This is a genomic window from Rhodomicrobium udaipurense JA643 (assembly GCF_000636015.1).
Classification (GTDB): domain Bacteria; phylum Pseudomonadota; class Alphaproteobacteria; order Rhizobiales; family Rhodomicrobiaceae; genus Rhodomicrobium; species Rhodomicrobium udaipurense.
Genome location: NZ_JFZJ01000005.1, coordinates 38,627 through 65,539 on the forward strand (window position 1 = coordinate 38,627; position 26,913 = coordinate 65,539).

Genomic DNA, 26,913 nt, shown 5'->3' on the forward strand with positions numbered 1-26,913 from the left:
TACAAGAACGCTAAGCAGGGGCAGTGATTATGGGAACGCTCACCAGGAAAACCCTCTTCATCACCGGAGGCAGCCGCGGCATCGGGCTCGCGATTGCGCTTCGCGCGGCGAAGGACGGCGCGAACATCGTCATCGCGGCCAAGACTTCCGATCCGCATCCGAAGCTGCCCGGCACGATCTTCACCGCCGCCGCCGAGATCGAGCAGGCGGGCGGCAAGGCGCTGCCGATCCAGTGCGACATACGTCATGAAGATCAGGTGCAGGCTGCCATCGATCAGGCCGCGCAACATTTCGGCGGCATCGACATCGTCATCAACAACGCAAGCGCCATCAGCCTGACGCCCACCGAGCAGACGGACATGAAGCGCTACGACCTCATGCATCAGATCAACGGGCGCGGAACGTTTCTCGTTTCGAAGACCGCCCTTCCCTATCTGAAGCAGGCCGAGAACCCGCACATCCTGATGCTGTCGCCGCCGCTCGACCTGAACCCGCGCTGGTTCGGCGGCCACGTGGCCTACACCGTCGCCAAGTACAACATGAGCCTTTACGTGCTGGGTCTTGCCGAGGAACTGAAGCGCGACGGGATCGCCGTCAACGCGCTGTGGCCGCGAACCACCATCGCCACCGCCGCCGTAGCCAATCTTCTCGGCGGGGATAGCCTCATCCGCGCCAGCCGCAAGGCTGACATTCTCGCGGACGCGGCCTATCTCATCCTGACGAAGCCCTCACGCGAGTTCACCGGAAATTTCTGTATCGATGATACACTGCTGTGGGAGAACGGCAGGCGAGAATTCGATCATTATCGTATCGACCCAAGCGAAGACCTTGCGCCAGACTTCTTTATCCCCGAAGACAGCGTGCCACCTGTCTCGCTGAAGGCGCTGGTCGGCAAGAAACCCGGTTAAGCCGAAGCCCATGTCCACTCTTCTCGTCACGCATAGCTCGTTCCTCCATCACGACACGGGGGAGTGGCACCCGGAGCGACCCGATCGCATCCGCGCCATCGAGCGCGCGCTTTCGCATCCCTCCTTTCAGGATCTCTTGACGGTCGAGGCACCGCTTGCCACGCCCGAGCAGATCGTGCGTTGCCATCCGCGCGCCTATTTCGATTTCCTCGAAACGCATCAGCCGAAAACGGAACTCGTGCCGCTCGACGACGGCGACACGATGCTTTCGCCGGGAAGCTGGGAGGCGGCGCTTCGCTCGGCGGGCGCGGCTGTATATGCCGTGGACGAGGTGATGCAGAAGCGCGCCACGAACGCGTTTTGCCTCGCACGACCGCCTGGCCATCACGCTGAAATCGCCAAGGCGATGGGTTTCTGCCTGTTCAACAATGCGGCGGTGGCGGCTTTCCACGCGAAGGCCGTGCATGGAGCTGAGCGCGTCGCGGTGGTCGATTTCGACGTTCATCACGGCAACGGCACGCAGGCGATCTTCTGGAACCATGCCGACATGTTTTACGCGTCGACGCACCAGATGCCGCTGTTTCCGGGTACGGGCGGCATCACCGAGCGCGGCGAGGCGGAAAATATCTGCAACGCGCCGCTTCGCGCCGGCGACGGAAGCGATGAATTCCGCGAGGCGTTCGAGTCCGTCGTGTTGCCGTCGCTGCGCCGGTTCTCGCCCGACCTCGTCATCATTTCGGCGGGCTTCGATGCGCATCGAAGCGATCCGCTCGCGAACCTGAACCTCTCGGAGCCTGATTACGCCTGGGTAACGCGCAAACTTGTGGATGTGGCGCGGGAACGGTGCGGCGGACGGGTCGTTTCGGTTCTGGAAGGGGGATACGATCTCTCGGCGCTCGGCCAGTCGGCGGCGGCGCATGTCAAGATACTGCTGGAATCGTTTTGAGGAATGGCAATGCCCGGTGATCCGGCTTCGACTCAGACGGCGGCAACCCGCCCCGCCTTCGCAGACATCAAGGCGATGAGCTTCGAGGCGGCCTTGAAGGAACTTGAACAAATCGTGACCCGTCTTGAGCGCGGCGATGTCGAACTCGAGCAATCGATCGACATCTACGAACGCGGAGAGGCGCTGCGCGCTCACTGCGACCAGCTTCTGAGACGCGCCGAGATGAAGGTGGAGCGCATCACGCTTGGAGCGCAGGGCCAGCCCACCGGCACGACGCCTCTGGATTCCGAGGTTTAATGCCGCAGAGACATTAGACTGGTCTGAAAACAGCTTTTCGCTATGGTTCGCCTCAGCTGGCAAATTTTTCGCGTGAGCTGCCTTCATTTAAAGAAATGAGCAAAATGCACCCCGGCATAATGGATGCGCAATTCCGTTGCCCTGTTGCATCGGAGCAAATGTGGCGCCAGCTTCCATGATTGCGACGAAAAATTGCGTGGCTTTACGTCCCAAACGGCATACGTTACCGGCCGAGGACTCTGAAGGAAGTGTTTAAGTGACAATCAGCAACCGTACCCCGCTCCTTGACAAGATCAAGTTTCCCCAAGACCTTCGTCAACTGGAAGCCGATCAACTTCAGCAGGTCGCAGACGAACTTCGCACCGAACTGATTGACGCTGTTTCCGTGACGGGCGGACATCTGGGCGCTGGACTTGGCGTTGTCGAGCTTACGGTTGCTATTCATTATCTTTTCGATACGCCGCATGATCGCGTCATCTGGGACGTCGGTCATCAGGCCTATCCGCACAAGATCCTGACGGGCCGCCGCGACCGCATCCGCACGCTTCGCCAGCCGGGCGGCCTCTCGGGCTTCACCAAACGCTCCGAAAGCGAATACGATCCTTTCGGCGCCGGGCATTCCTCCACCTCCATCTCGGCCGGTCTCGGCATGGCGGTTGCGAGCGACCTGAAAGGCGAGGATGGCGGCCGCAACGTCATCGCCGTCATCGGCGACGGCTCGATGAGCGCGGGCATGGCCTATGAAGCCATGAACAACGCGGGCGCGATGGACGCGCGGCTCATCATCATTCTGAACGACAACGACATGTCGATTGCGCCGCCGGTCGGCGCGCTGTCGAACTACCTCGCGCGGATGCACTCGTCCGAAACCTTCCTCAAGGTGCGCGACATCGCCAAGAACATGGCCCAGCGTCTGCCGAAAATATGGGAGCGCCGCGCGGCCCGTGCCGAGGAATTCACGCGCCACCTGTTCACGGGCGGCTCGCTGTTCGAGGAACTCGGCATCTATTACGTCGGCCCGATCGACGGCCACGACCTCGACATCCTGCTGCCTGTACTGCGAAACGTCCGCGATTCCGCGCATAAGGGGCCCGTGCTGATCCATTGTGTGACGCAGAAGGGCAAGGGCTACGAGCCGGCCGAAAAGGCGCCCGACAAGTATCACGGCGTGACGAAGTTCAACGTCATCACGGGCGCTCAGGACAAGGTCAAGGCGAGCGCGCCGAGCTACACGAAGGTTTTCGCCCAGAGCCTGCTCGATGAGGCGCGCAAGGACGACACTATCGTGGCGATCTCCGCCGCCATGCCGTCCGGCACCGGCCTCGACCTGTTCGAGAGCGAGTTCCCCGAGCGCACCTTCGACGTCGGCATCGCCGAACAGCACGCGGTAACGTTCGCGGCGGGCATGGCGACCGAAGGAATGAAGCCGTTCTGCGCGATATACTCCACCTTCCTTCAGCGCGGTTACGACCAGCTTATCCACGACGTTTCCGTGCAGCATCTGCCGGTGCGCTTCGCGCTCGACCGCGCTGGCCTCGTCGGCGCCGATGGCGCGACGCATGCGGGCACGTTCGACCTCGCCTTCCTCTGCTGCCTGCCCGATTTCGTGGTGATGGCGCCATCGGATGAGGCGGAACTGAAGCACATGGTCACGACCTCCGTCGCGATTAACGACCGCCCGAGCGCGATCCGCTATCCACGCGGCGAAGGCTACGGCGTCGAAATGCCGGCGCAAGGCTCGGTGCTGCCGCTCGGCAAGGGCCGCGTGGTGCGGGAAGGCTCGACGGTTGCGATCCTCTCACTCGGCACGCGCCTGCACGAAAGCCTGAAGGCTGCGGACAAGCTCGCCGCGATGGGCCTGTCGACCACGGTTGCGGATGCGCGCTTCGCGAAGCCGCTCGACCTCGATCTCATCCGCCAGCTCGCGCGTCACCACGAGGTGCTCGTCACCGTCGAGGAAGGCTCGTGCGGCGGGTTCGGCTCGCAAGTGCTGGAGTTCCTCGCGCGCGACGGCCTGCTCGATCATGGCCTCAAGGTGCGCCCGCTGACACTCCCCGACACGTATATCGACCACGGCAAGCCCGAAGCGATGTACGAGGCGGCGGGGCTAAATGCCAGCGGCATCGTGGGCGCGGTCGTTGCGGCGCTCGGCACGTCCTCGGCGATCATCGTGGACGAGCGAGCTTAGGATCACACGCCTGTTTCGCCCCGCCGTCAGACTTCCACGTCTACCCGGCGGCTCCATCCGCAAGTTCGAACATCACCTCGTTGCGGCGCATGAAGGGCAGCGTCCATGGCGGATCGTAAAACGCCAGCACCGGCTCGCCCTTGATCGCGAGGCCATGCGTCTCCGCATAGCGGCGAAGTTCGTCGGTCTTCTCCCGGATGGCGTCGTCGCCCGCGAAGCCCGAAAACCGGATCGCGAGAAAACGTCGCGGCGGGATCGGCTCCAGCCGCACGCGCGAATCGGTCGGCGTGGGCAGCGTCTCCATCGTCCACGCTTTCGGCATGATGAAGCGCACGGTCCAGCTCTCGTCGCCGTCGCGCGCGCCGCCGCCCTGCTGCGTGACCGGCGCGGTCATGGCGATCTTCTGCTTCTGCTGCTCGACCGGGGCCGTCATTTCGATCTTCGCCTTGGGCTGGTTGGCGCCGAAAATGTAAGCCGCGATCAGGCGGAAGCCTTCGTTTATGGCTTCCCGGCGCTGGCCCTTGACCTCCGCTTCCGCTGCGATCAACGGGCCGTAGGCGCGCACTTCCACGTCGCCGTCCTGCTTTTCGATGCGAAAGTCCGGCTGCTCCACGCGGCTCATTGCCGGGCCGACGACAACGGCCGCGACCGCCACCGCGCCCAGGCCCAACGCCGCCAACAGGATCGCTCTGTGCATGACACCCTCTCGTGCTGGCGGTCACGGTTCTGCCGCCTCGATTGAGAATCCCGCACACCCCGATGTGTTCCGTAACGTTGCCTCGCACGTGCGCGCGGGCTAACATCCGTGCGCACCCGTCCCGCGAGGCTTCATGAAAATCCTGACGCACCGGATCGAACTTTCAACGATCGACCCGATCGAGTTTATCGACATCACCGACGAGATCCGCAAATGGGTCGCGGCCATCGGCGCAAGGAGCGGCCTCGTCTCGATCACCTCGCTGCACACGACCGCGCGCGTGAACGTGAACGAGAGCGAACCGCAGCTTCAGCTCGACATGATTACGTTCCTCAAGCGGTTCGTGGCGCGCGACGGCAACTACCGCCACAACGATGTCGCTGTCGACGGCCGCGACAACGCGCATTCGCACCTGCTTGGCTTGTTCATGACAGAGACGGAGACGGTGCCTGTGGCCGACGGCGCGCTTGTCTTCGGTCAGTGGCAGTCGATCTTCTTCATCGAACTCGACGGCCCGCGCGAGAAGCGCACGATCCACCTGCAATTCATGGGAGATGCGGCGTGACGCCGGACGACATTCAGGCGTTTTACGCGCGTCGCGGCGAGCTTGACGCGGAAGCCTATATCGAACTCGACTTCACCTTCGAATGTGCGGGGGACCCGCGCGAGGCGGCGGCACATCTGTGCTCCGAGCAATCGACGGCCCAATGGCGGCGCGTCGGCGTGGACGAGGACTTCCGCCCGCGCTTCGCCGCGAAGGTGCTGGAGCTGGACGCGACGCCGCGCCCCAGTGGCTTCTCCATCCGGATCGAGCATGCGCCGAAGGGCGACGTTTACGCCTGCCGCGCCACCATCGCGCACCCGCATGGAAATTTCGGGCCGAAGATCCCGAACCTCATCTCCGCCGTGCTCGGCGAGGGCGTGTTCTTCTCGCCTAGCATTCCGCTGATTCGGCTCGAAGACATCCGCTTTCCGGCGGGCTATCTCGCGGCGTTTCAGGGGCCGCAATTCGGCATCGCCGGGCTTCGCGAGAAATTGCATGCGTTCGGGCGGCCGATCTTCTTCGGCGTCATCAAACCGAACATTGGGCTGCCGCCCGAGCCATTCGCGGAACTCGCCTATCAGGCATGGCTTGGCGGCCTCGACATCGCGAAAGACGACGAGATGCTGGCCGATGTCGATTGGTGTCCGCTGGCTGACCGGGCGGCGCTGTTGGGTGCCGCGCGCGAAAAGGCCGAGCGCGAAACCGGCGTGCCGAAGATGTATCTCGCCAACATCACCGACGAGGTGGACCGGCTCATTGAGCTTCACGACCTCGCCGTTGCGCGCGGGGCGAACACGCTGCTCGTGAACGCGCTGCCGGTCGGCCTCTCCGGCGTCCGAATGCTGCGCAAACACGCGCGCGTGCCGTTGATCGCGCATTTCCCGTTCATCGCCGCCTTCGCGCGCCTGCCGCAATACGGCGTGCACAGCCGCGTCTTCACGCGCTTGCAACGGCTCGCGGGCTTCGACGTGGTCATCATGCCGGGTTTCGGCGCGCGCATGATGATGCCCGAAAGCGAGGTGCTCGACTGCGTGGCGGCCTGCCTCGAACCGATGGGATCGATCAAGCCCGCGCTTCCCGTGCCCGGCGGCAGCGACAGCGCGGCGACGCTCGAAGGCGTGTATCGCAAGCTCGGCACCGTGGATTTCGGCTTCGTACCGGGGCGCGGCGTGTTCGGCCACCCGATGGGGCCAAGGGGCGGGGCCGCTAGCCTGCGTCAGGCTTGGGATGCGATTGCGGCGGGCGTGCCCGTGGCGGATGCGGCGCGCGAGCAGGCGGAGTTGAAGGCGGCGCTTGCGGCTTTCGGTGGGAAGTAGCTGAGCCTCCTTAACTTGTTGATGCAAGCTGTGATCGAATGCCACGAGAAGACTCGGAAGAACGGCGAAAGGCCGGTATAGCTCGAAGCGACACCCCGCTTGACGCGCTTGGCGCTCATCCTTCGCGCTCGGACAGGATCCTTGCGCGGCGTTTTGCAATTGAGACGCAATTGGGGTAATTGTGATCGAGAGATAAAACGCGCTGGTCGGCCACCAAACGCCCCAAAGGTCGCACAGACCTCCGCCTCGGAATGCCGCAGCAAATCGAATGAAACGTGCCGCCGGATGGATATAATTTCGCTCTGCAAGGAGCACGGCCTGCGATTGACAGGACCTCGACGGATCATCATGCAGGTTCTGGCAGAATCGCGGGACCATCCCGATGCCGTGGAGCTTTTCCGCCGCGTGACGAAAATCGATCCCAGCATCGCTATCGCGACGGTCTATCGGACCCTGCATCTCCTGGAAGAAAAAGGTGTGCTTGAGAAGCATACCTTCGCCGATGGACCGGCTCGTTTCGAGAGCGCCGATCATCAGCATCACGATCACTTCATAAACGTGGAGAATGGCGACATCGTCGAGTTCCGATCCGACGAGATCGAACGCCTTCAGGAGGAGATTGCGCGCGCGCACGGGTTCGCTATCGTCAGTCACAGGCTGGATATCTATGTCAGGCCGCTCGAAAGCGAGCGAATCGCGAAAAGACGCGGGAAAGCCGGCGGAGGGTAGCGCACAGGCGAAATTGGCAGACATTGGCCGGTCGTTCGAATAGCGCTGGAAACGATAGGCGCTTCCTTTGCAAGTCCCACAGCGTGCGCTGCGTCAGGGGGCACGTCAAGACGCTTCGCCAGCCCCCTTCAATGCAGGCTTGCTCGTCGTATAAACGAGCGCGGCAATGAACACGGCGGCCAGAAAGAGAACGATCGTTGGCGCAGGAGCGCTGTCGATGAAAAACGACAGGTAGACGCCGATCAGGCTGCCAGCAATTGCGATTGCAACCGAGAGAAGCAGCATCGCGTGGAACCGCCGCGTGAGAAGAAACGCGATAGCTCCGGGTGCAATCAGCATGGCGATGGCAAGGACAAGACCGACCGCCTGGAGCGCGCCGACAATCGTGAGCGAGATCAGGGCGAGCAACCCGTAATGCAACAGACCGACCCGAAGCCCCACCGCGCGGGCTTGGGCCGGATCGAAAGCGTGCAACAGGAAGTCCCTCCATTTGAGGCCGATTATACCTGCCGTGACGCCGGCGATTATCGCGGATTCGCCAATGTCCCGCCAGGTGACGCCCATCATGTCGCCGAACAGGATGTGGTCGAGGTGCACGTCCGACTGGATCTTGATGTAAAGAACCAGCCCGAAGCCGAACATGCCGGAAAACACGACGCCCATCACTGTGTCCTGTTTTATGCGGCTGTTGTCCTTCAGGAAGCCGGATGCAACGGCGCAGAACATGCCTGCGATGAAGGCACCCACTGCATATGGGATGCCGACGATGTAGGCGATGACGACGCCGGGAAACACCGCATGACTGATCGCGTCTCCCATCAACGACCAGCCCTTGAGAACAACGAGCGGGGACAGGAGAGCCATCGGGATCGCCACCACGACCGATACGACCATGGCGTTGACCATGAAATCGAACTGGAACGGCGAAAGAAGCGTGCCGACCGTGCTCATCGCGTCGCCTCCACCGCTTCTGCCGCGCGCCTGCGCGAAGCCAGCATCCCATGTTTCGGCGCAAGGAAGAATGCGACGAGGAAGATCGTCGTCTGAAGCACGACGATGATGCCACCTGTCGCGCCATCGAGGAAATAACTCGCGTAAGCGCCGACGAAACTCGTCGTCGCGCCGATGGCGACTGCGATTGCGAGCAGGCGCGGGAAGCGATCCGTCAGAAGATACGCCGTCGCGCCTGGCGTCACCACCATGCAGATGACGAGGAACGCCCCAACCGTTTGCAGAGCTGCTACCGTGCAGGCCGAAAGCAGCGCGAAGAACAGGATCTTGAGCGCGGTCGTATCAAGGCCGATCGAACGGGCGTGGCCCTCGTCGAAGAAGGTCACCATCAGGTCTTTCCATTTGACGAAGAGGATGGCGAGCGACACGAAGCCAATGATGGCGAGTTGCCATATGTCTTCCGGTGTAATGGCAAGAATATTGCCGAGCACAATGGTCTGGATGTTCACCGAAGTTGGCGACAGCGAAACCATGAACAGGCCGAGCGCGAAAAAGGAAGAGAAGATCAGGCCGATGATGGCATCTTCCCGAAGCTTCGTGCGCTCGTTCAGGAAGAGCATGGCCGCCGCCGCAAGGCCGCCCGCGAAGAACGCGCCGACGGAAAAGGGCAGGCCCAGCATGTAGGCGCCTGCGACGCCGGGCACGATCGAATGCGAGAGCGCGTCGCCAATCAGCGACCAGCCTTTCAGCATGAGATAGCAGGACAGGAACGCGCAAACACCGCCGACGAGCGCGGAAACCCACATCGCGTTCAGCATGTATTCGTAAGCGAACGGTTCTAGAAGCGTTGCGGTCACATCTTGCCTCCGCAGCCTGAATCGGGTTCGCGTCCGGTCGCCTTGCCGCCCCGCATGATCAGCGGACGCTCGTCGTCGGAGAAGACGCCGACCGAGGCGCGGTCGCCATCCATCTCAGGTCTCAACACGAAATGCCGAAGCACGCCGCCGAATGTCCGTTCCAGATTTTCACGCGTGAAGGTCTCGACGGTCGGACCGTAGGCCAGCACCGTGCCCTTGATCAGGATAGTGCGGTCGCAGAATTCCGGCACCGAGCCGAGATTATGGGTCGAAACCAGCATAACGCGCCCCTCGTTGCGCAGTTCGCGGAGCAACGCAATGATCTGGTCTTCGGTGGTGACGTCGACGCCCGTGAACGGTTCGTCGAGCAGGATGACCTGGCCATCCTGGGCAAGTGCTCGGGCGAGAAACACCCGTTTTCTCTGGCCGCCGGACAATTCGCCGATCTGTCGTTTGCGAAAGTCGCTCATGGCGACGCGCTCAAGCGCGGCCGATACGGCTTCACGGTCGTCCGCGCTCGGGATACGCATTATCCCCATGCGTCCATAGCGTCCCATCATGACAACGTCTTCGACGAGCACGGGAAAGTTCCAGTCGACTTCTTCGGCTTGCGGCACGTAGGCTATAAGGTTCTTGCGCAAAGCCTCCGGCACCGTCTTGCCAAGCACGCGAATATCGCCCCTGGCAAGGCGAACGAACCCCATGATTGCCTTGAACAGCGTCGATTTGCCCGAGCCGTTGACCCCGACAAGCGCCGAAATCGTACCCTTGGGTATCTCGAAGCTGGCATCCCAAAGCGCTGTGTGACCGTTGCGGTAGGTGACCGTTGCTCCCCTCACCGCGATGCCAGACCCCGCGTCGAAAGATGTAGGGCAGGCGAGTGTCCTAATTGGCGCATTCACTGCGTCAGTCCTTCCGAAAGTCCCTTCACCAGGGTGTTCGTCGTCACGCGCAGAAGCTCGATATAATTGGGAACCGGCCCATCTGTTTCACTGAGCGAGTCGACATAAAGCACGGCGCCGTAATGCGTTCCCGTCTCGCGCGCCACCTGCCGGGCCGGCTTGTCGGAAACTGTGCTTTCGCTGAAAATGGCGGGGATCCTGTTCTTGCGAACGGCGTCGATCACCTTGCGCACCTGCTGCGGCGTGCCCTGCTGGTCGGCGTTGATCGGCCAGAGGTAAAGCTCCTTCATCCCGAAATCGCGCGCGAGATAGGAGAAGGCTCCTTCGCTTGAAACGAGCCAACGCTTGTCCGCAGGGATGGTGTCGAGCTTCTCGCGGATCGGCGCGATAGCCGCTTCGATCTTCGCTTTGTAAGCGTCAGCGTTAGCCTTGTAGGTCTCGGCGTTCCGAGGATCGTATTTAACGAACGCATCCCGAATATTGTCGACATAGACCAAAGCGTTTTTGGGCGACATCCATGCGTGCGGGTTCGGCTTATCGGCATATGGGCCTTCGGCGATCCCCATCGGCACGACGCCATCGGAGGTAACGACCTCCGGTACGCCCTTAAGGTGCTGATAGAACTTCTTGAACCAGAGTTCGAGGTTGAGGCCGTTCGAGAGGATGAGTTTGGCGCCCTGCGCCTTCTGAATGTCCCCAGGCGTCGGCTGATAGTTGTGTATCTCGGCGCCCGGTTTGGTGATCGACTCCACGATTGCCGCATCGCCAGCCACGTTCCTTGCCATATCGGCGATGACGGTGAATGTGGTCACCGCCTTGAACTTGTCCTGTGCCGCGGCCGGCATGACTGTCAACAGGGCTGCGAAGGCCGCCGCCATCATTCCTGCCGAAAGAGCCACTGATACGCGACGATGCATGAATCCCTCCTCAGCTATTAAGACCTAATTGCAATAAACGTTTGTTCGCTGATGCATCCCTCGCCACGAAACAGACCGAACGCGTCGCGAGAAGGTTATTTATAATATATGCAATTGCGAGTGAATTGCAATAAAAAGCCGGAGAGAAAAATCCAGACTCCTCGCCGGCGTCCCGACCGTCGCCACATTGCGATCCATTGTTGTTGCGATTCCAATAGCGAAAACAGCCGCAAGCGCGTCCGTGAGCGTCTCGTCAGCGCGGGATCGATCCGCCTTTCATCGCTTTTGATAGGTCAGCTACGCTCCAGGCGGCCAGATAATCATCCAAAAAGCTACGCGCAGCCGGCGCGCGATTCTGGCAGCGTATCTGTCAGTCCATATCGATCCGTGCCGCTGCCTGAAGGAGCGCGAGGTCGGCGCGGCGCGTGAAGGCGGCGAACGTTTCCGACGCGTTTTCCCGATTGGCAAGATAGTGCCTAAGCAGCTGCTCGATCACGCGCGGCAAGTCTTTGGGTATCACGTTCTTGACAATTTCGCGACCGATGCAGGCGTCCGGACCGAAAGCGCCGCCTGCGAAGAGGTGGTATGCCTCCACGGTATCTCCTTCGTCCGAAAGGGCCACGCGCACGCCGACCAGGCCGATGTCCCCAATGTAGTGCTGGGCGCATGAATTACGGCAGCCGGTGATATGAATGTTGATGGGCGTGTCCATGATCACGCGCGTCTCGGTCCATGCGGCGATGGCTTCCGCGTGCTCCTTGGTATCAGTCGCGGCAAAGCGGCAGCCTGTGCTTCCCGTACAAGTCACAAGCCCGGCGCGGATCGCGGTCGCGCGCGTCCTGAGGCCGATGGCTTCGATGGCCACCTCTACCTCCGCCGTCTTTGCCTCAGGTACGCCAGAAATGAGAAGGTTCTGCCAAACTGTAAGACGGATGTCCCCATCGCCCATTTCGCGAGCAATGCGCGCGATGCCGCGCATCTGAGCCGAAGTGAGCTTGCCGAGGGGGAGCAAGACGCCGATCCAGCAGAGGCCGCGTTGCTTCTGCGCGTGAACGCCGATGTGAGCTAGCCGGTCGAAGGCGGGCTGCGGATCAAGGGCATCCATCGGAGTTCTGACGAGCTTGGCACCGAGCTTATCTTCGATGGCCTCAAGGAATTTGTCGAAGCCCCAGGCATCGATCAGGTATTTGAGCCTCGCCCTCGAGCGGCTGGAGCGATCGCCGTGGTCGATAAAGACTCGCACGACGGCTTCTGCGACGGATGCCGCATCGCCGGGCTTCACGATCACGCCCGTATCGCGAGCGAAGTCCTTGTGGCCGGTTATGCCGCCAAGCGTGAGCCGGAACCAGATACCCGACTCCACGGCGGAACCACCGCGGACGCGGACCGCCTGGAAGCCGATGTCGTTCGTATCCTCAAGCGTCGGGATCGATCCCGCGCCGTCGAAGGCGACGTTGAATTTCCGCGGCAGTCCGTAAAGCGCGCGATTGTTGAGGATCTTGAAGTGCCACTCGCGCGCATAGGGGCGCGTGTCGATCAATTCCTTGGGATCGATCCCTGCCGTAGCGGACCCCGTCACATTGCGTATGTTGTCCGCTCCCGCTCCGCGAGAGCACAGCCCGCAATCCTGAATCGCCTCGATCGTGGCAATCGCATCTTTTGCCTCAATCTCGCGTATCTGGAGGTTGGCGCGTGACGTGACATGCGAATAGCCGCCGCCGAAACGGTCGGCGATATCAGCAAGCCTAGCCATCTGCCAATGGTCGAGGATGCCGTTCGGGATGCGCAGGCGGCACATATAGGCATTTTGCTTCTGGGCGACGTAGAACAGACCATAGTAACGCCAGCGGAAATTGTCCGGAGCCGTGGGAAACTCGTTGCGGCTCACTTGATCCTTGAGCTTGTTGTAGGCGTCCAGGGGATGTTCTTCCCGCTTCCACTTCTCCTGGGGAGTGAGTTTGCCGCCGCTCGCGAGCACGCGGTTCTGCGCGGCGATCATCGCTGCATCGGGCCCTTGTGGCTCCACCTTGCTGGCCGCGGCCGGATTTTTGGTTACCTGCTCCGCGAGCGCAGGTCCAGTGACGTCAGCATCAAGGGACTGTTTCCCGTCCATTGTGAAATCTGCGGTCATGGTCGTTATTTCCGTTTTCGAACGAGGAGCTATTCGGCTGGGATGGTCGAGGACCCAGGCGAGGGAACCTTGATGGTTTTTGCGCCACCGTTGACGAGCCAATACGCGACACCCATGAAAAGTGCGCCGGAAACAGCGTTGCCTAGCGTTACCCATGCGAGGTTGTGCGCCATGCCTGAAAGGCTCACGGTGGCGGGATAATTGCCGAGGAGCGCCACGGAGAAGATCGTCATATTCGCTACGCTATGCTCGAAACCGCAGGCGATGAAGGCGAACAGGCACCAGAAGATCAGAATGCACCTGGCCGCATCGCTCGTGGCGCGTGCGCTGGTCCAGAGTGCGAGACAGACGAGCCAATTACAGAGGATCCCGCGCGCCACCAGTTCTGTTGCGGGCGAATTCATCTTGTAGGCACTCACCTTGAAAATGAGATCAGCGCCTTCCTTCAGGATTTGGCCGCCGCCACCCGAATAGAAAAGCAGCGCGAGGAGCACGGAACCTATGAGATTGCCGATCCACGTGCAGAACCAGGAGGCCGCGAGACTGCTGAGGCCGACCTTTCCGTGCAGGAGCCCGATGGTCATGATCATGGTGTGGCCGGTGAAAAGCTCGGATCCGGCAAAGACGACAAGCGTCAGCGCGATGCCGAAAGATGTCCCCATCGCGAGGCTGCGCACCGAAGGATCGATGTTCTGGCCGATGGTGAAGATCAGGAGGATTCCCATACCGACGTATGCGCCCGCCATAGCTGACGAGAGCAAGAAGCCGACGGGGTTCGAGCGCAACATCTGAGCCTTGCTTGCGGCGAGATACGCAAATGTGTCCAGCGACTTTGAGTACATGCGATCTTTTCTCGTTCATTGGCATCGCGCAACCTCGGTCCGATTCCGACATTTGCTTCCTCTGCGGCACCTTGTGAGCAAATGGCGGAATCACAAAGGTCATGACCAACTCTATGATTTTATTAGAGCTTTTTATGCCAATGTCTGAGCGAGAGTTCGCGGCGATGAGGACGCAAAATGTCAATTCGCTCCACCGGCAACTGGCGTGCCGTTTTTTTGGCATGCGCGCTATTGCGTTAGAAACAAAGCAGCGGCGATGGCAACGGAGGCGCATATCGCCAGCCGCGCACCACCGCTTTGCAGCACGCCCATGTGAAAAAGCGCCATTGCGAAGCCGCTAATAATCAGCGTGACGACGAGAAGCCCGATCTGCGCTTCGCTCATGAAGATCACTCCTTCCGACGCTGTTCATTGTGCGGCGCAACGTCGGCTTCTTCTTTGCGCCGACGCAAAGAGCGCAACATGGGCGCACGCTATTCGATATGCATGTCATTGATCGACGACACTTTGCGCGAAGCGGAGAAAGAAGAGGGGGAGTTGCTGCTCTGGATCCTCGTCTGGAGCGAGCTTGCCATTTTTGGCGCGCTTCTGACGGGATTCATGGTGATGTCGCTTCTTCGGCCCGAGGCGTTCGCTGCGGCGCGGCAGCATCTGAGCTCCGGTTTCGCAGCGCTGAATACCGTGATCCTGTTGAGCAGCGGCTGGCAGGCTGCACTCGCCGCCAGGCGCCGGACCACGCCACTTCTCGCCCGGAGGCCGCTCATCTGCGCGGCGCTGTTGGGAGTCGCCTTCGTGGGCGTGAAGATTGTCGAGTATTCGGGCGAAATCGGCTTCACTGGAACCGAAGTCGCGTTGGCTTTATTTGAGCTTTATTTCCTCATCACCGGCTTCCACCTGCTCCATGTTTTGTTCGGCGCATTTATTCTGCTGCTGATCGCATGGCGACCTTCGCAAGACAACATCCATCTGATGACCACGCTGTGGCACGCGATCGATCTCATCTGGCTCGTTATGTTTCCTATCATCTATCTGGCATGAACCCCACGCCCCGACGCGAAATGCTCTTTCGCACATTCTTCGCCCTGATAGCCCTCGCCATCTGCGGCGCGGCAGTTGCAACCTTCGCCGCGAACATCCCGGGCGCCATCGCGTCGGTGCTCGTTCTTGCATTCTTGAAGGCGCGACTTCTAGTGCTCGATTTCATGGCAATGCGCGACCGGCCGGGCGTCCTGTCCTTCACGCTGTTTCTCTGGGCCGGGCTTCTGCTGACCATGGCGCTCGCGCGTTCGCTGATTCTCCCCGCGTTCACTTGAACCAAACGCGGTTTTGTTTGCAGAAACGCAAAGAAGCCTTCAGCCCCCTCGCTAAAACCAGTTTCACCCGGAAAGCTGGCGAAGACGTCGCCACACCTCCGCGAAGTGATCGGGCCGGATTCGCATATCGGTCCGGCAATCGAAAGGGACGATGGATGGCAGAACGCCTTACCAAGACTGGTGCCCGCAATGTCTTCTACGGCGGCTCCATTTTCTTCTTTGTCATATTCGTGGGATTGACGGCGCATAGCCACTACTACATCAAAACGACGTCCACGAACGAAGCAAAACTTACGGATAGCGTCGCCCGCGGCAAGCATATCTGGGAGCGCAATGCCTGCATTAACTGCCACACGCTGCTTGGGGAGGGAGCCTATTTTGCGCCCGAACTGGGCAATGTCTGGAGGCGATGGGGTGGCGATACTGATCCAGACACCGCCCGTGAAATGCTGCGCTCATGGATGGCCGCGCAGCCATCGGGCGTCGAAGGGCGCAGGCAGATGCCGCAGTTCCACCTGACCGACCAGGAAATCAGGAATCTCGCGGATTTCCTTGAGTGGACGAGCACGATCAAGACCCAGAACTGGCCGCCGAAGGATGCGGGCTAGGGAGGCGAAGGGAGAATTTACGATGAAATATCAGACACAGAAGATCGCGGCGCTTTATTTCTACGGCGCTCTCGGCCTGTTCCTCGCCCAGGTCGCCTTCGGCGTACTTGCGGGCACGATCTATGTCTTTCCCAACACGTTCTCCGAAACTTTGCCCTTCAACCTCGTCAGGATGATCCATACCAACGCGCTGATTGTCTGGCTGCTCATGGGCTTCATGGGCGCGACCTACTACCTCTTGCCGGAGGAAACAGAGAACGAGCTTCACAGCCCTAAGCTGGCGATCGCCCAGTTCTGGGTTTTCCTCGTCGCGGCGGCGGTGGCGGTCGTCGGCTATATGTTCCGCATCCACGAGGGGCGCGAATTTCTCGAACAGCCTTTCGCGATCAAGGTTGGCATCGTGATCGTCTGCCTGATGTTTCTCTACAACGTCACCATGACGACGCTGAAGGGTCGGAAGACGGTTATCACAAACATCCTGATTTTCGGTCTGTGGGGTGTCGCTATCTTCTTCCTCTTTGCGTTCTACAACCCCTCAAACCTGGCGCTCGACAAGATGTATTGGTGGTATGTCGTGCATCTGTGGGTCGAAGGCGTGTGGGAACTGATCATGGCGTCAGTCCTCGCGTTCCTCATGATCAAACTGAACGGCATCGACCGCGAGGTCGTCGAAAAGTGGCTCTATGTCATCGTCGGCCTTGCACTGTTCTCCGGCATCCTCGGCACCGGGCACCACTTCTACTGGATCGGCGCGCCCGGCTACTGGCAGTGGATCGGGTCGCTCTTCTCGGCGCTTGAAGTCGCGCCGTTCTTCACGATGGTCCTCTTCACCTTCGTCATGACCTGGAAGGCGGGTCGCAAACATCCGAACCGCGCGGCGCTACTGTGGTCTATCGGCTGCTCCGTCATGGCTTTCTTCGGCGCGGGCGTGTGGGGGTTCCTGCATACGCTGTCCTCGGTGAACTACTACACCCACGGCACGCAGGTTACGGCTGCGCACGGTCATCTTGCCTTCTTCGGCGCCTACGTGATGCTGAACCTTGCGATGATGACTTACGCGATGCCTGAGATCAGAGGTCGCGCGCCTTATAACCAGTGGCTGTCGATCGCAAGCTTCTGGATTATGTGCACGGCGATGTCGGTCATGACCTTCGCGCTGACCTTCGCGGGCATCATCCAGGTGCATCTCCAGCGCGTGCTCGGCCAGAGCTATATGGAAGTGCAAGATCAGGTGGCGGTCTTCTACTGGGTCCGCCTCGGCTCGGGCGTCTTCGTTCTCATCGCCGCCCTGATGTTCGTCTGGTCGATCCTCCTACCGGGCAGGAACCGCGCGCCTCAGTTCACCGGCGTAGCCGTGCCCGCCGAGTGATTATCGCGGGCGGGGAGACCCGAAGCGATCGCCCCGCCCGCCGAAATTGCGAGCTTCCGCAATCAGGACAGCCCGATGACAATGATCTTCAAAACCCCCGATGCCGTCGTCCCGGCCTATTCGCCGACCGGCAACGAATGCGCGCTTTTCGAAACCGCGTGGATGCGCCGGCTTCCGCTTCTCCTGAAAGGCCCTACCGGCTGTGGAAAGACACGCTTCGTGGCGCATATGGCGGCTCGGCTCGGTCTTCCCTTGACGACGGTGTCCTGCCACGACGACCTGACGGCTTCGGACCTGACCGGGCGCTACCTTCTTAAGGGTGGGGATACGGTCTGGGTTGACGGGCCTTTGACAAGCGCCGTGCGCGAGGGCGGTATCTGCTATCTCGACGAAGTGGTGGAGGCGCGCAAGGATGTGGCCGTGGTCCTGCATCCGCTGACCGACGACCGCAGGATGCTGCCGCTCGAACGTACAGGCGAGGAATTGGCCGCGCCCTCGTCGTTCATGCTCATCGTGTCCTATAACCCCGGCTATCAGAACCTTCTCAAGACGTTGAAGCCTTCGACGCGCCAGCGCTTCGTCGCCATCGAATTCGATTTTCTGCCCCGCGACCGCGAGATCGCGGTGGTCGCATCCGAAAGCCGCCTCGATGCGGCGAAGGTCGCACCGCTCGTCGATCTGGCGCGGAGGCTGCGCATGCTGAAGGGCGTCGATCTCGAAGAGGGCGTTTCCACGCGCCTCGTCATCTACTGCGCGAGCCTTATCGAAGCAGGGCTTCCGGTACCGGAGGCCGTGCGGGCAGCCATGATCGAGCCGCTGACTGACGAACCAGACGTGCGCGCCGCGCTCATCGAGCTTTCTGGCTCGATCCTTCGCTAAAGAGGCGCGCCCATGCAATTGCTCGAACTCGAAGAGACTGTCGGCCGCTTCTGGCATTCGTTCGCCGGGAACACGCGCACCTGGCCGCGCTTCGAGGCGGCGGCGGTGAAGCTCGAAGACATGCAGTCCATGCTGGCGGTGTGCTTTCGCGGCTTCGGCGGCGATGCGACGGTGCAACTGGTCGGCGCGCGCGAGCGCACATCGGGCCATCGCCTGCGGATGCGGCAAAGGCTCGGCCTCGGCGAGGAAAAGCTTGTTCACCCCGCCCGCGATGAGCAGGTATTGATGTTGCCGCCCGTCATCGATCTCCTCCCCGATCAGGCGCTCAACCGCGACCTTTATCTCTGGCTTGCGGCGGCTATGGCAACGATGCGCTGCGATCCTGTCGTGGAATCCGATCCGCTGCGGCGCGATCTCGAACGACTGCAGCGCGGCGCGGACCTTGGTGCCGCTGTTATTGAGGCCTTTCCCGGCATGGAGCCGCGCTGCCGCCGTTTATGCGCGGCACTGCTCGCTGTGCGCAAGCGAGGCAAACTGCCCCGCGCCGAGCAGATGATCGAGGATCGCGTCATCAATCTTCTGCGCGAGGGCGCGGGTCTGCCGCCGTTGAGTCGGCAGTTCAAGCTTCCCGTCTCGGCTCCGCCGGGTTATTTGCCGATGCTTCCGGTTCCGCTCTGGCCAGAGGCGCTTCTCCGGGGTGAAGCCGATAGCCGACATACGGCAGACGAACCCGCCTCGGGGGGCGCGTGTGGTGATGCTCCAGCGGGCCGCCATACTGCCGTGCGCGAAAAGACCGACACGAAAAAAAACGAGCGCAGCCCCTTCATTCTCAATCGCTTTGAGAAAATCCTCGCGATGGCGGAGATGGTCAATGTGAACCGGCCCGCCGACGACAGCGACGATGACGACGCCTCCGCCGCAGACGATCTCGATGAAATAACGCTCGGCGAGCGCAAGGGACGGCCTTCGTCGCGCTTCCGCTTCGACCTCGACCTGCCGCCGGAAGCGCTCGACCGCTCGCGCCTGACCGCCGATCTGACTTACCCCGAATGGGATTATCGCAGCGGCACTTACCTGAAAGATTATTGCCGCGTTTTGGTCTCGCCCGCGCCCGAGGCCGAGGGCACCCCGCAGGAAAGCGACGAGACGCGCCGCCTGATCCGTCGCGTGCGCCGCCAGTTTGAGGTGCTGCGCCCGAAACGCGAATGGCTGTGCGGCCAGATCGACGGCGCGGAACTCGATCTCGACGCGCTCGTGCGCCGCCATGGTGATCTCAGTGCCAGCGGCGATGCGACTGACCGCATTTATCGAATGCATCGCCCGCTGACGCACGATTTTGCCGTGACGCTGCTCGTCGACGTTTCGCTTTCGACCGACGCGTGGTTCGACAATTTGCGCGTGCTCGACGTCGAGAAAGAGGCGGTCGCCGTGCTTGCGGAAGGGCTTGCCGCCTGCGGAGACAACCACTCGATCCTCACTTTTACTTCGCGCCGCCGCAACTGGGTGCGCGTCGAGACAGTCAAGGATTTCCGCGAGCCGATGAGCGGCGCGATCCGGCGGCGCATCGAGGGACTGAAGCCCGGCTTCTACACGCGTATAGGCCCCGCGATCCGCCACGCGACGGCGAAACTCGGCGACCAACCGAACCGGCGGCGCCTGCTTCTCGTCTTGACTGACGGCAAACCGAACGACGTCGATCACTACGAAGGCCGCTTCGCGCTGGAAGACACGCGCCGCGCCGTTATGGAGGCGAGCCGTCGCGGCGTGCGGGTCTTCGCGGTCACCATCGACCGAGACGCCAAATCTTACGTGCCAGCCATTTTCGGCCAGAACGGCTACGCGGCCGTGCCTCACGTGAGCCGCCTGCCTGCTGTCCTGCCAGCGATCTATCGCGGCCTCACGGGCTGACGAAAACCTTACGCGGCGGCCAGCCGGACCGGGCCACCCGCGCGTGCAAACAGAGGTCCGAAAAAAGGAAACGAGCGACCATGACAGAAGCCGTCACAAGCAAGCGTTCGATCGACGTCCGTGTCATCCCGCATTTCGAGCGCCATCAGCGCGTTTTCGGCATGCTGGAAAGCCTCGGGTCCGGCGAAAGCATGGAAGTCACAGCCGATCACGATCCAGTTCCCCTGCAATATCAACTCGAAATGAACTATCCGGGCGTGTTCAAGTGCGCCTATCTGGAGAATGGTCCGAACGTCTGGCGGCTTGAGATCGAACGTCGCGATGGGAGATGCTGCGGCGTTTGCGGCGGCCTCTGAGAACGCGCCGGGAGTTTTGCGCGGACAACGCCAGCGATCCTTCAGTGAGACTGCGAACTGGCGCAGCGGTTCCGGCGCTTGAGCGTGGCCGATGGATTTGAAATGGGGCCTAACTCGCCTGAACAGCGAGCCCGATTTCAAATCCGCCGCGCTCGCCGCCGAATCCCGTTGGAGACGTTGATGACCTTTCCGGCAAGACTCTCGACGTTCGTCCCATTCTCATGGCGGGTGGCGAACCGTTCAGGATCATCAGGAGGCGTTCTTTCGTTGAAGCCCGACGAAGATTTGCGCCTTCTGAAGACTTTCCGGCCCAAATTCGTCTTTAGCGTTATGGGAGGCCACGGCTTCGTCCATGAAGCGCGCGAAAGCGGTCCCGCTGTTTTCGCGAAAGACGGCGCAAACCTTAGGCATTGACCAGTCGCCGGGGCCGGAGAGCCAGCGACTGCAAACTCGAACGGCGCGGACATTTATGAGTCGGCCAATCCCGACAAAGATCCCACGGCCCTACCGGATGCTCATCCGCGTCGGCGGCGAGCGGAGATGAGCCGCGAGCGCGAGCACGACTTTTAGCGCGAGGGCGCGAGCATACGCTTTTTCGCAAGGTCGTTTCGTCGAGAAACCTGCGTTGGCAACGGTTCTCAAAAAGTTATTTGCTCTCCATCAATCACCGAAACTGAAAACAGCTTTTAATAAGCTCGTTCGCTAGCGCTTCGCTTCGGGAGCTTTAAAATGACAGAGCCGTTTCAAATCAACCGCCGCACCATACTGGCCTGCGCGGCTTTCGCGGGCGCGATCGCGCCATTCGTTACGCCGCCGCTTGGCGCGTATGCCGAGGGTGGCGATATCAAAACCAACGCGGCAGCCACAGCCGCAAATATCGGCAAGTTGCCGCGCGTTAAGGTCGAACTCGTCAAGCCGCCTTTCGTGCATGCGCACACCCAGAAGGCCGAGGGCGGTCCCAAGGTCGTGGAATTTACGCTGACTATCCAGGAAAAGAAGATCGTCATCGACGATCAGGGCACGGAAGTCTACGCGATGATGTTCAACGGCTCGGTGCCCGGGCCGCTGATGGTTGTCCACGAGGGGGATTATGTCGAGCTCACGCTCATCAATCCTCCGACCAACACGCTTTCGCATAACATTGACTTCCACTCGTCCACGGGTGCGCTCGGTGGAGGTGCGCTGACCATTGTCGGTCCGGGAGAGAAAACGATCCTTCGCTTCAAGGCGACGAAGGCCGGAGCGTTCGTTTATCATTGCGCGCCTCCCGGCATGGTGCCGTGGCATGTTACTTCCGGCATGAATGGCGCGATGCTGGTTCTGCCTCGTGACGGCCTCAAGGACGACAAGGGTCGCGCGCTCGTTTATGACAAGATTTATTATGTCGGCGAGCAGGATTTTTACGTGCCGAAGGACGAAAAAGGGAACTTCAAGAAATACGAAGACCTCGGTTCGTCCTACCCCGAGGTGCTCGCGGTGATGCGTACACTCACGCCGAGCCACGTCGTCTTTAACGGCTCGGTGGGCGCGCTGACGGGCGCTAATGCGCTGACCGCCAAGGTCGGCGACCGGGTGCTCATCGTCCACTCTCAGGCGAACCGCGATACGCGTCCGCATCTCATCGGAGGTCACGGCGACTATGTTTGGGCCACCGGAAAATTCGCCAACCCGCCAGAGGTCGATCAGGAAACCTGGTTCATTCCAGGCGGAACGGCGGGCGTGGCTTACTACACATTCCGCCAGCCTGGCATCTACGCTTACCTGAATCACAATCTCATCGAGTCCTTCGAGCTTGGGGCCGCAGGGCATTTCAAGGTCACCGGCGATTGGAACGACGACCTGATGACGTCGGTGCTGTCGCCGTCGGCATTCTGAGTCTCCTGCCGATGCGGCGGCCATCAGCCCCGCCGCATCCCGACCGCCCGATGCCTTGAGGATAATCTCATGTCCGCTTATCGAGGTTTCGCTTATCTGCCCGCGCTTACGCTCGCCCTTATGCTCGGCATCTCGGGCGTGAATATAACGACCCGCGCAGCAGAAGTAACCGCGCCGGACACCGTGACCATTCGCGCCGGAACTTTTACTTACCGGGAAAGCGCCGAGTATTTCCGGAACGGTTATGCCGTTGACGCGCCGAAAGTCGATCGGCGCGGGGGCGCTATCGAAATCATGAAATATCAGGTGAGCGCCGCCGATTACGACAAATGCGCTGCCGATAGCGCCTGCACGCCGCGCGATCCGAAAGCGGCTCGGGGGCCGAAACTGCCCGCGACTGGTGTCAGCTACGACGATGCCGTTGTGTACGCCGCTTGGCTTTCGCGAAAGACGGGCGTCGAATGGCGTCTGCCTTCCGACGAGGAACTCGCCTACGCAGCGGGGTCGCGCTATCCCGACGATGCCCTGGAGCTTCCATCGGACAGCCGAAATCCGGCGTTGCGATGGCTCGCCGAATACGAGCGCGAAGCTGTGCGCAAGGCAACCCGCAATCCCAGTCCGCAGCCTTTCGGGACGTTTGGCGAGAACGAGAACGGGCTAGTCGATTTCGGCGGCAACATATGGGAATGGACAACGACCTGTCTGCGCCGCATCAATCTCGACGCGGTCGGCAACGCGGTCGATCAGGACGCTTCCTGCGGAATCTATATCGCTACAGGCAAGCATCGCTCGCCCTTGAGCTCCTTCGTACGCGAGCCAAAAAACGGCGGCTGCTCTGTCGGAGCGCCGCCCGATAACGTCGGCTTCCGCCTCGTTCGCGACGACCGCTGGTATTCTCCGTTCCTTTTTGCCATTCGTCGCCTGTCATTGTAGGCTCGGTAATCGCCAGGCAAGAGTCCACGCCGTCCCTGCGTTGAGGGCTCAAATGTCACGAGCGCGGAGCAGTGCCCTTGAAAGTCGACCGATCGTTGGTGAGACATGTGCCACTCTTCGACAAGATGGCCGACGATCAACTCGATCGGCTTCTCGCACATGCAGTGTCGCGGCGAGCCCCCCAGGGAAGCCAGGTTTTTAAGCAAGGACAACCGGCGCGCAGCTTCTATCTCCTCTTGCATGGGCACCTTAAGGTGATGCAGGTGACGTCCGATGGGCAACAGATCATCGTGCGAGTCGTGCACCCGGGAGACCTTTTCGGCTTCGCGATAGCCTTGCAGCGATCCGATTACCCGGGAACCGCTGTCGCAGCCGCCGACAGCGTCATGCTCGCATGGCCATCCGACCTCTGGCCAAGCTTCGTCGAACACATTCCCAGCCTAGCGGTTAGCGCGATGCAGACCGTCGGCCAACGGCTGGAGGAGGCGCACACTCGAATACGCGAAATGTCCACGGAAGAAGTCGAGCGCCGCGTCGCGCATACGGTCTTGCGCCTCGTGGACAAAGCCGGGCTGCATGAGAAACGTGGGATCCGCATCAATTTCCCGATATCGAGGCAGGATATTGCCGAAATGACCGGCACGACGCTCCATACCGTCTCACGCATTTTCAGCGCGTGGGAGGCGAAGGGGCTGGTCGAGGGCGGACGGCAAAAGCTCCTTGTGTTAGATGTCGTTGGACTTGCCGCACTTGCCGATAGCACCCGAAGGGAAACGGATTAGATCAGCCTGTGTTAAGTCGAATTCGATTTGGCCGCCGTCCTGTGAAAGCAAGAGAGATCTATCCTCGTAAAGGGCCGCGGTGTTGCGGATACTTGTCGAAAGCCGGTGAGCGATAAGTTTGTCGAAACGCCAGCCAACAGAATGCCCGCTCTTGCGCGCTCGACCAGCGAAGGCGGCGCGCGGTATCGCCTGCGCGGGCCGTTCACAGCTTTTCCCCACCCGCTTCATTTCTATTTCGACTCGCACCGTGCGCGGGTACAGTCCCGCTCCGAATGATTGAGCGCGGAGCGGTCGCGCAGGAGCGGGAAGGAGGGCGAGGCTATGACGAAACCGGGCTTCATCCACCTCCACGTCCATTCCGCTTATTCGCTGCTCGAAGGCGCGCTGCCGGTCAAGGCGCTCATCAAGGCCGCCGCCGCCGATGGCCAGCCCGCGCTCGCCATCACCGACCGCAACAATCTGTTCGGCGCGCTCGAATTCTCCGAATATCTGTCGGGCGAGGGCATCCAACCGATCATCGGCTGCGCCCTGACGCTTGCGTTTCCCGCGCCCGCCGACGAGACGCCGCGGCCGGGCCAGCGGCCCGACGCGCATTCGGGAACGATCGTGCTGCTGGCGAAGGACGCGGAGGGATATGGCAACCTGATGCGGTTGTCGAGCCGGGCGTTTCTCGATTCGGGCGATGGCTCGAACCCGCATGTCGAGGTCGAGTTTCTGGTGGAGCACGCGGGCGGCCTGATCGCACTGTCGGGCGGTCCAGACGGCCCGGCGGATCGCGCCTTCGCCGCTGGAAACGCCGCCGTAGCAGAAGCGCGCCTCGCCACGCTGGCGGAGGCATTCGGCGACCGCTTTTATGTCGAAATCCAGCGCCACGGGCTTCCCCGCGAGCGCGCGGTGGAGCCGCAGCTTCTGCGTTGGGCCTACGACAATGGCGTGCCGCTCGTCGCCACCAACGAAGCGTATTTCCCGAAGCGCGCCGTCTTCGAGGCGCATGACGCGCTGCTCTGCATCGCCGAGGGCCGCTACGTCGCGGAGGACGACCGCCGCCGCCTCTCGCCCGATCATTGGCTGAAGCCGCAAGCCGACATGGTGAAGCTGTTCGCGGATTTGCCCGAGGCGGTTGCGAACACGATCGAGATCGCGCAACGCTGCGCGTTCCGCCCGCGCCCGCGCAAGCCGATCCTGCCGCAATTCGTGGCCGGCAGCGAGGACACGCACGAGGCTGAAGCGGCGGAGCTTCGTCGGCAGGCTATCGCTGGACTGGAACACAGGCTCGCAACGATTCCGGCTCATTTTCACGCCGCCAGCAAAGACGAATATTTCAAGCGCCTCGAATTCGAACTCGACGTCATCACGCGCATGAAGTTCCCCGGATACTTCCTGATCGTGTCAGACTTCATCAAATGGGCGAAGGGGCAAGGCATTCCGGTGGGACCGGGGCGCGGCTCGGGCGCTGGCTCGGTCGTCGCGTGGTCGCTCACCATCACCGACCTCGACCCGATCCGCTTCGGCCTGCTGTTCGAGCGCTTCCTCAACCCGGAACGCGTCTCGATGCCGGACTTCGACATCGACTTCTGCCAGGATCGCCGCGACGAGGTGATCCAGTATGTGCGCGCGAAATATGGCTCGAACCGCGTCGCGCAGATCATCACCTACGGAAAGCTTCAGGCGCGCGCGGTGCTGCGCGACGTGGGCCGCGTGCTGCAAATGCCCTACGGGCAGGTGGACCGGCTCTGCAAGCTTGTGCCGAACAACCCGGCGAACCCGGTGACGCTCGCGGAAGCGATCGAGGGCGAGCCGCAGCTTCAGGAGGCGCGCGACCGCGAGGAGATCGTGGCGCAGCTTCTCGACACGGCGCAAAAACTCGAAGGGCTGTATCGTCACGCTTCGACGCACGCGGCGGGTGTGGTGATCGGCGACCGCGATCTCGTGGAGCTTGTGCCGCTCTACCGCGATCCGAAATCCGACATGCTCGTCACCCAGTTCAACATGAAGTGGGTGGAGCAAGCGGGCCTCGTGAAGTTCGACTTCCTCGGCCTCAAGACGCTGACCGTTCTGCAGAAGGCGTGCGCGCTGCTCGAAAAGGCAGGCAGGCCCATCGACCTCGGCCATCTGCCGCTCGACGACCGGCCCACTTACGAGATGCTGGCGAAGGGCGATACGGGCGGCGTGTTCCAGCTCGAAAGTACGGGCATGCGGGAGGCGCTGCGCAAGCTGAAGCCCGACCGCTTCGGCGACATCATCGCCATGGTGGCGCTGTATCGCCCCGGCCCGATGGACAACATCGAGACATACGTCAACCGCAAGCACGGCATCGAGGTGCCGGACTATCTGCATCCGCTCGCGAAGCCGATCCTCGAAGAAACCTACGGCGTCATCATCTATCAGGAACAGGTGATGCAACTCGCGCAGGTGCTGTCGGGCTATAGCCTCGGCGAGGCCGACTTGCTCCGCCGCGCCATGGGCAAGAAGATCAAGGCGGAGATGGACGCGCAGGGCGCGCGCTTCGTAAAGGGTGCGCTTGAGAAGGACATTCCAGAGGCGCGAGCGCGCTACATCTTCGAGCTTGTGGCGAAGTTCGCAGGCTACGGCTTCAACAAGAGCCACGCGGCGGCTTATGCGCTGATCGCCTATCAGACGGCCTATCTGAAGGCCAACCACGCGC

The 26,913-nt window shown here is 61.4% G+C and carries 26 protein-coding genes; 18 read left to right on the plus strand and 8 right to left on the minus strand.

Going from position 1 to position 26,913, the window contains the following annotated elements; all coding sequences use genetic code 11:
* Positions 1-29 precede the first annotated feature (29 nt).
* The 4 genes from T281_RS01730 to dxs all read left to right on the plus strand — a co-directional run bounded on the left by T281_RS01730 (position 30) and on the right by dxs (position 4,339).
* Complete coding sequence (locus T281_RS01730; RefSeq protein ID WP_037233135.1) at positions 30-908, plus strand: SDR family oxidoreductase; 879 nt, start codon at positions 30-32, stop codon at positions 906-908.
* A gap of 10 nt (positions 909-918) precedes the next feature.
* On the plus strand, positions 919-1,854 hold the full coding sequence (locus T281_RS01735; protein WP_013419596.1) for a histone deacetylase family protein: 936 nt from the start codon (positions 919-921) through the stop codon (positions 1,852-1,854).
* 9 nt (positions 1,855-1,863) lie between these two features.
* Positions 1,864-2,151 carry an exodeoxyribonuclease VII small subunit gene (locus tag T281_RS01740; protein ID WP_052036916.1) on the plus strand — a complete coding sequence of 96 codons (288 nt, stop codon included), beginning with the start codon at positions 1,864-1,866 and terminating at the stop codon, positions 2,149-2,151.
* Positions 2,152-2,407: 256 nt separating this feature from the next.
* Positions 2,408-4,339, plus strand: coding sequence for a 1-deoxy-D-xylulose-5-phosphate synthase (gene dxs / locus T281_RS01745; protein WP_081796527.1), 1,932 nt, complete (start codon positions 2,408-2,410; stop codon positions 4,337-4,339).
* A 40-nt stretch (positions 4,340-4,379) separates the two neighbouring features.
* Here the strand turns inward: dxs and T281_RS01750 are convergent, their stop codons facing one another.
* Positions 4,380-5,036, minus strand: coding sequence for an SOUL family heme-binding protein (locus T281_RS01750; RefSeq protein WP_037233137.1), 657 nt, complete (start codon positions 5,034-5,036; stop codon positions 4,380-4,382).
* Between the two features lie 133 nt (positions 5,037-5,169).
* Here T281_RS01750 and T281_RS01755 point away from each other — a divergent pair, with 133 nt between their 5' ends.
* The 3 genes from T281_RS01755 (at position 5,170) to T281_RS01765 (ending at position 7,625) form a co-directional block, all read left to right on the plus strand.
* Positions 5,170-5,601: a secondary thiamine-phosphate synthase enzyme YjbQ gene (locus T281_RS01755; RefSeq protein WP_037233140.1), complete on the plus strand. Its 432-nt coding sequence runs from the start codon at positions 5,170-5,172 to the stop codon at positions 5,599-5,601.
* Entirely contained in the window at positions 5,598-6,896 is a 1,299-nt protein-coding gene (locus T281_RS01760) for a RuBisCO large subunit C-terminal-like domain-containing protein (RefSeq protein WP_037233142.1), read from the plus strand. Before T281_RS01755 ends, T281_RS01760 begins: the two co-directional genes overlap by 4 nt.
* Positions 6,897-7,181: 285 nt before the next feature.
* Complete coding sequence (locus T281_RS01765) at positions 7,182-7,625, plus strand: Fur family transcriptional regulator (RefSeq protein ID WP_037233145.1); 444 nt, start codon at positions 7,182-7,184, stop codon at positions 7,623-7,625.
* Positions 7,626-7,730: 105 nt separating this feature from the next.
* Here T281_RS01765 and T281_RS01770 read toward each other — a convergent pair whose 3' ends face one another.
* From T281_RS01770 to T281_RS19265, 7 genes are all read right to left on the minus strand, one after another.
* Complete coding sequence (locus tag T281_RS01770; protein WP_037233148.1) at positions 7,731-8,576, minus strand: metal ABC transporter permease; 846 nt, start codon at positions 8,574-8,576, stop codon at positions 7,731-7,733.
* Positions 8,573-9,433, minus strand: coding sequence for a metal ABC transporter permease (locus T281_RS01775; protein WP_037233151.1), 861 nt, complete (start codon positions 9,431-9,433; stop codon positions 8,573-8,575). Before T281_RS01775 ends, T281_RS01770 begins: the two co-directional genes overlap by 4 nt.
* Entirely contained in the window at positions 9,430-10,335 is a 906-nt protein-coding gene (locus tag T281_RS01780; protein WP_037233155.1) for a manganese/iron ABC transporter ATP-binding protein, read from the minus strand. The genes T281_RS01775 and T281_RS01780 overlap by 4 nt, the downstream gene beginning before the upstream one ends.
* Complete coding sequence (locus T281_RS01785; RefSeq protein ID WP_037233158.1) at positions 10,332-11,252, minus strand: metal ABC transporter substrate-binding protein; 921 nt, start codon at positions 11,250-11,252, stop codon at positions 10,332-10,334. Before T281_RS01785 ends, T281_RS01780 begins: the two co-directional genes overlap by 4 nt.
* 370 nt (positions 11,253-11,622) lie before the next feature.
* Positions 11,623-13,383, minus strand: a complete 1,761-nt coding sequence (locus T281_RS01790) for a NirA family protein (protein ID WP_037233160.1) — start codon at positions 13,381-13,383, stop codon at positions 11,623-11,625.
* Positions 13,384-13,412: 29 nt separating this feature from the next.
* Entirely contained in the window at positions 13,413-14,225 is an 813-nt protein-coding gene (nirC, locus tag T281_RS01795; RefSeq protein ID WP_037233171.1) for a nitrite transporter NirC, read from the minus strand.
* 228 nt (positions 14,226-14,453) lie between these two features.
* Positions 14,454-14,609 (minus strand): hypothetical protein, encoded by a 156-nt coding sequence (locus T281_RS19265; RefSeq protein WP_199502460.1) that lies wholly within the window; start codon positions 14,607-14,609, stop codon positions 14,454-14,456.
* Between the two features lie 102 nt (positions 14,610-14,711).
* On the opposite strand from T281_RS19265, the gene T281_RS01800 reads away from it, so the two are divergent.
* The 11 genes from T281_RS01800 to dnaE all read left to right on the plus strand — a co-directional run.
* Entirely contained in the window at positions 14,712-15,263 is a 552-nt protein-coding gene (locus T281_RS01800; RefSeq protein WP_037233250.1) for a cytochrome c oxidase subunit 3, read from the plus strand.
* Between the two features lie 20 nt (positions 15,264-15,283).
* Entirely contained in the window at positions 15,284-15,538 is a 255-nt protein-coding gene (locus T281_RS01805; RefSeq protein ID WP_162173089.1) for a cytochrome C oxidase subunit IV family protein, read from the plus strand.
* Positions 15,539-15,693: 155 nt separating this feature from the next.
* Entirely contained in the window at positions 15,694-16,146 is a 453-nt protein-coding gene (locus T281_RS01810; protein WP_037233178.1) for a c-type cytochrome, read from the plus strand.
* 22 nt (positions 16,147-16,168) lie between these two features.
* Positions 16,169-17,515 carry a cbb3-type cytochrome c oxidase subunit I gene (locus T281_RS01815; RefSeq protein WP_037233181.1) on the plus strand — a complete coding sequence of 449 codons (1,347 nt, stop codon included), beginning with the start codon at positions 16,169-16,171 and terminating at the stop codon, positions 17,513-17,515.
* A 75-nt stretch (positions 17,516-17,590) separates the two neighbouring features.
* Positions 17,591-18,394 (plus strand): CbbQ/NirQ/NorQ/GpvN family protein, encoded by an 804-nt coding sequence (locus T281_RS01820; RefSeq protein WP_037233183.1) that lies wholly within the window; start codon positions 17,591-17,593, stop codon positions 18,392-18,394.
* Positions 18,395-18,406: 12 nt separating this feature from the next.
* The gene (locus T281_RS01825) at positions 18,407-20,302 is read left to right on the plus strand and encodes a nitric oxide reductase activation protein NorD (protein ID WP_037233186.1); all 1,896 of its coding nucleotides are present in this window, start codon (positions 18,407-18,409) and stop codon (positions 20,300-20,302) included.
* An 80-nt stretch (positions 20,303-20,382) separates the two neighbouring features.
* Complete coding sequence (locus T281_RS01830; RefSeq protein ID WP_037233189.1) at positions 20,383-20,658, plus strand: DUF2249 domain-containing protein; 276 nt, start codon at positions 20,383-20,385, stop codon at positions 20,656-20,658.
* Positions 20,659-21,387: 729 nt separating this feature from the next.
* Positions 21,388-22,533 carry a copper-containing nitrite reductase gene (gene nirK, locus T281_RS01835; protein ID WP_037233192.1) on the plus strand — a complete coding sequence of 382 codons (1,146 nt, stop codon included), beginning with the start codon at positions 21,388-21,390 and terminating at the stop codon, positions 22,531-22,533.
* A gap of 69 nt (positions 22,534-22,602) precedes the next feature.
* Positions 22,603-23,466, plus strand: coding sequence for an SUMF1/EgtB/PvdO family nonheme iron enzyme (locus T281_RS01840; protein ID WP_037233195.1), 864 nt, complete (start codon positions 22,603-22,605; stop codon positions 23,464-23,466).
* 77 nt (positions 23,467-23,543) lie between these two features.
* On the plus strand, positions 23,544-24,248 hold the full coding sequence (locus T281_RS01845) for a Crp/Fnr family transcriptional regulator (protein WP_037233253.1): 705 nt from the start codon (positions 23,544-23,546) through the stop codon (positions 24,246-24,248).
* A 321-nt stretch (positions 24,249-24,569) separates the two neighbouring features.
* Positions 24,570-26,913 (plus strand): DNA polymerase III subunit alpha (dnaE, locus tag T281_RS01850; RefSeq protein ID WP_037233256.1); only part of this gene is annotated, 2,344 nt, incomplete at its 3' end.

Excerpts from the sequence above, each read along its gene's own strand:
- T281_RS01730 (WP_037233135.1), top strand. The coding sequence starts at position 30 with ATGGGAACGCTCACCAGGAAAACCCTCTTCATCACCGGAGGCAGCCGC.
- T281_RS19265 (WP_199502460.1), bottom strand. The coding sequence starts at position 14,609 with ATGAGCGAAGCGCAGATCGGGCTTCTCGTCGTCACGCTGATTATTAGC.
- T281_RS01825 (WP_037233186.1), top strand. The coding sequence starts at position 18,407 with ATGCAATTGCTCGAACTCGAAGAGACTGTCGGCCGCTTCTGGCATTCG.
- T281_RS01765 (WP_037233145.1), top strand. The coding sequence starts at position 7,182 with ATGGATATAATTTCGCTCTGCAAGGAGCACGGCCTGCGATTGACAGGA.
- T281_RS01750 (WP_037233137.1), bottom strand. The coding sequence starts at position 5,036 with ATGCACAGAGCGATCCTGTTGGCGGCGTTGGGCCTGGGCGCGGTGGCG.
- T281_RS01805 (WP_162173089.1), top strand. The coding sequence starts at position 15,284 with ATGCTCTTTCGCACATTCTTCGCCCTGATAGCCCTCGCCATCTGCGGC.
- T281_RS01815 (WP_037233181.1), top strand. The coding sequence starts at position 16,169 with ATGAAATATCAGACACAGAAGATCGCGGCGCTTTATTTCTACGGCGCT.
- T281_RS01735 (WP_013419596.1), top strand. The coding sequence starts at position 919 with ATGTCCACTCTTCTCGTCACGCATAGCTCGTTCCTCCATCACGACACG.
- T281_RS01820 (WP_037233183.1), top strand. The coding sequence starts at position 17,591 with ATGACAATGATCTTCAAAACCCCCGATGCCGTCGTCCCGGCCTATTCG.
- nirC (WP_037233171.1), bottom strand. The coding sequence starts at position 14,225 with ATGTACTCAAAGTCGCTGGACACATTTGCGTATCTCGCCGCAAGCAAG.
- T281_RS01755 (WP_037233140.1), top strand. The coding sequence starts at position 5,170 with ATGAAAATCCTGACGCACCGGATCGAACTTTCAACGATCGACCCGATC.
- T281_RS01810 (WP_037233178.1), top strand. The coding sequence starts at position 15,694 with ATGGCAGAACGCCTTACCAAGACTGGTGCCCGCAATGTCTTCTACGGC.
- T281_RS01840 (WP_037233195.1), top strand. The coding sequence starts at position 22,603 with ATGTCCGCTTATCGAGGTTTCGCTTATCTGCCCGCGCTTACGCTCGCC.
- T281_RS01740 (WP_052036916.1), top strand. The coding sequence starts at position 1,864 with ATGCCCGGTGATCCGGCTTCGACTCAGACGGCGGCAACCCGCCCCGCC.
- T281_RS01830 (WP_037233189.1), top strand. The coding sequence starts at position 20,383 with ATGACAGAAGCCGTCACAAGCAAGCGTTCGATCGACGTCCGTGTCATC.
- nirK (WP_037233192.1), top strand. The coding sequence starts at position 21,388 with ATGACAGAGCCGTTTCAAATCAACCGCCGCACCATACTGGCCTGCGCG.
- T281_RS01800 (WP_037233250.1), top strand. The coding sequence starts at position 14,712 with ATGTCATTGATCGACGACACTTTGCGCGAAGCGGAGAAAGAAGAGGGG.
- T281_RS01790 (WP_037233160.1), bottom strand. The coding sequence starts at position 13,383 with ATGACCGCAGATTTCACAATGGACGGGAAACAGTCCCTTGATGCTGAC.
- T281_RS01770 (WP_037233148.1), bottom strand. The coding sequence starts at position 8,576 with ATGAGCACGGTCGGCACGCTTCTTTCGCCGTTCCAGTTCGATTTCATG.
- T281_RS01785 (WP_037233158.1), bottom strand. The coding sequence starts at position 11,252 with ATGCATCGTCGCGTATCAGTGGCTCTTTCGGCAGGAATGATGGCGGCG.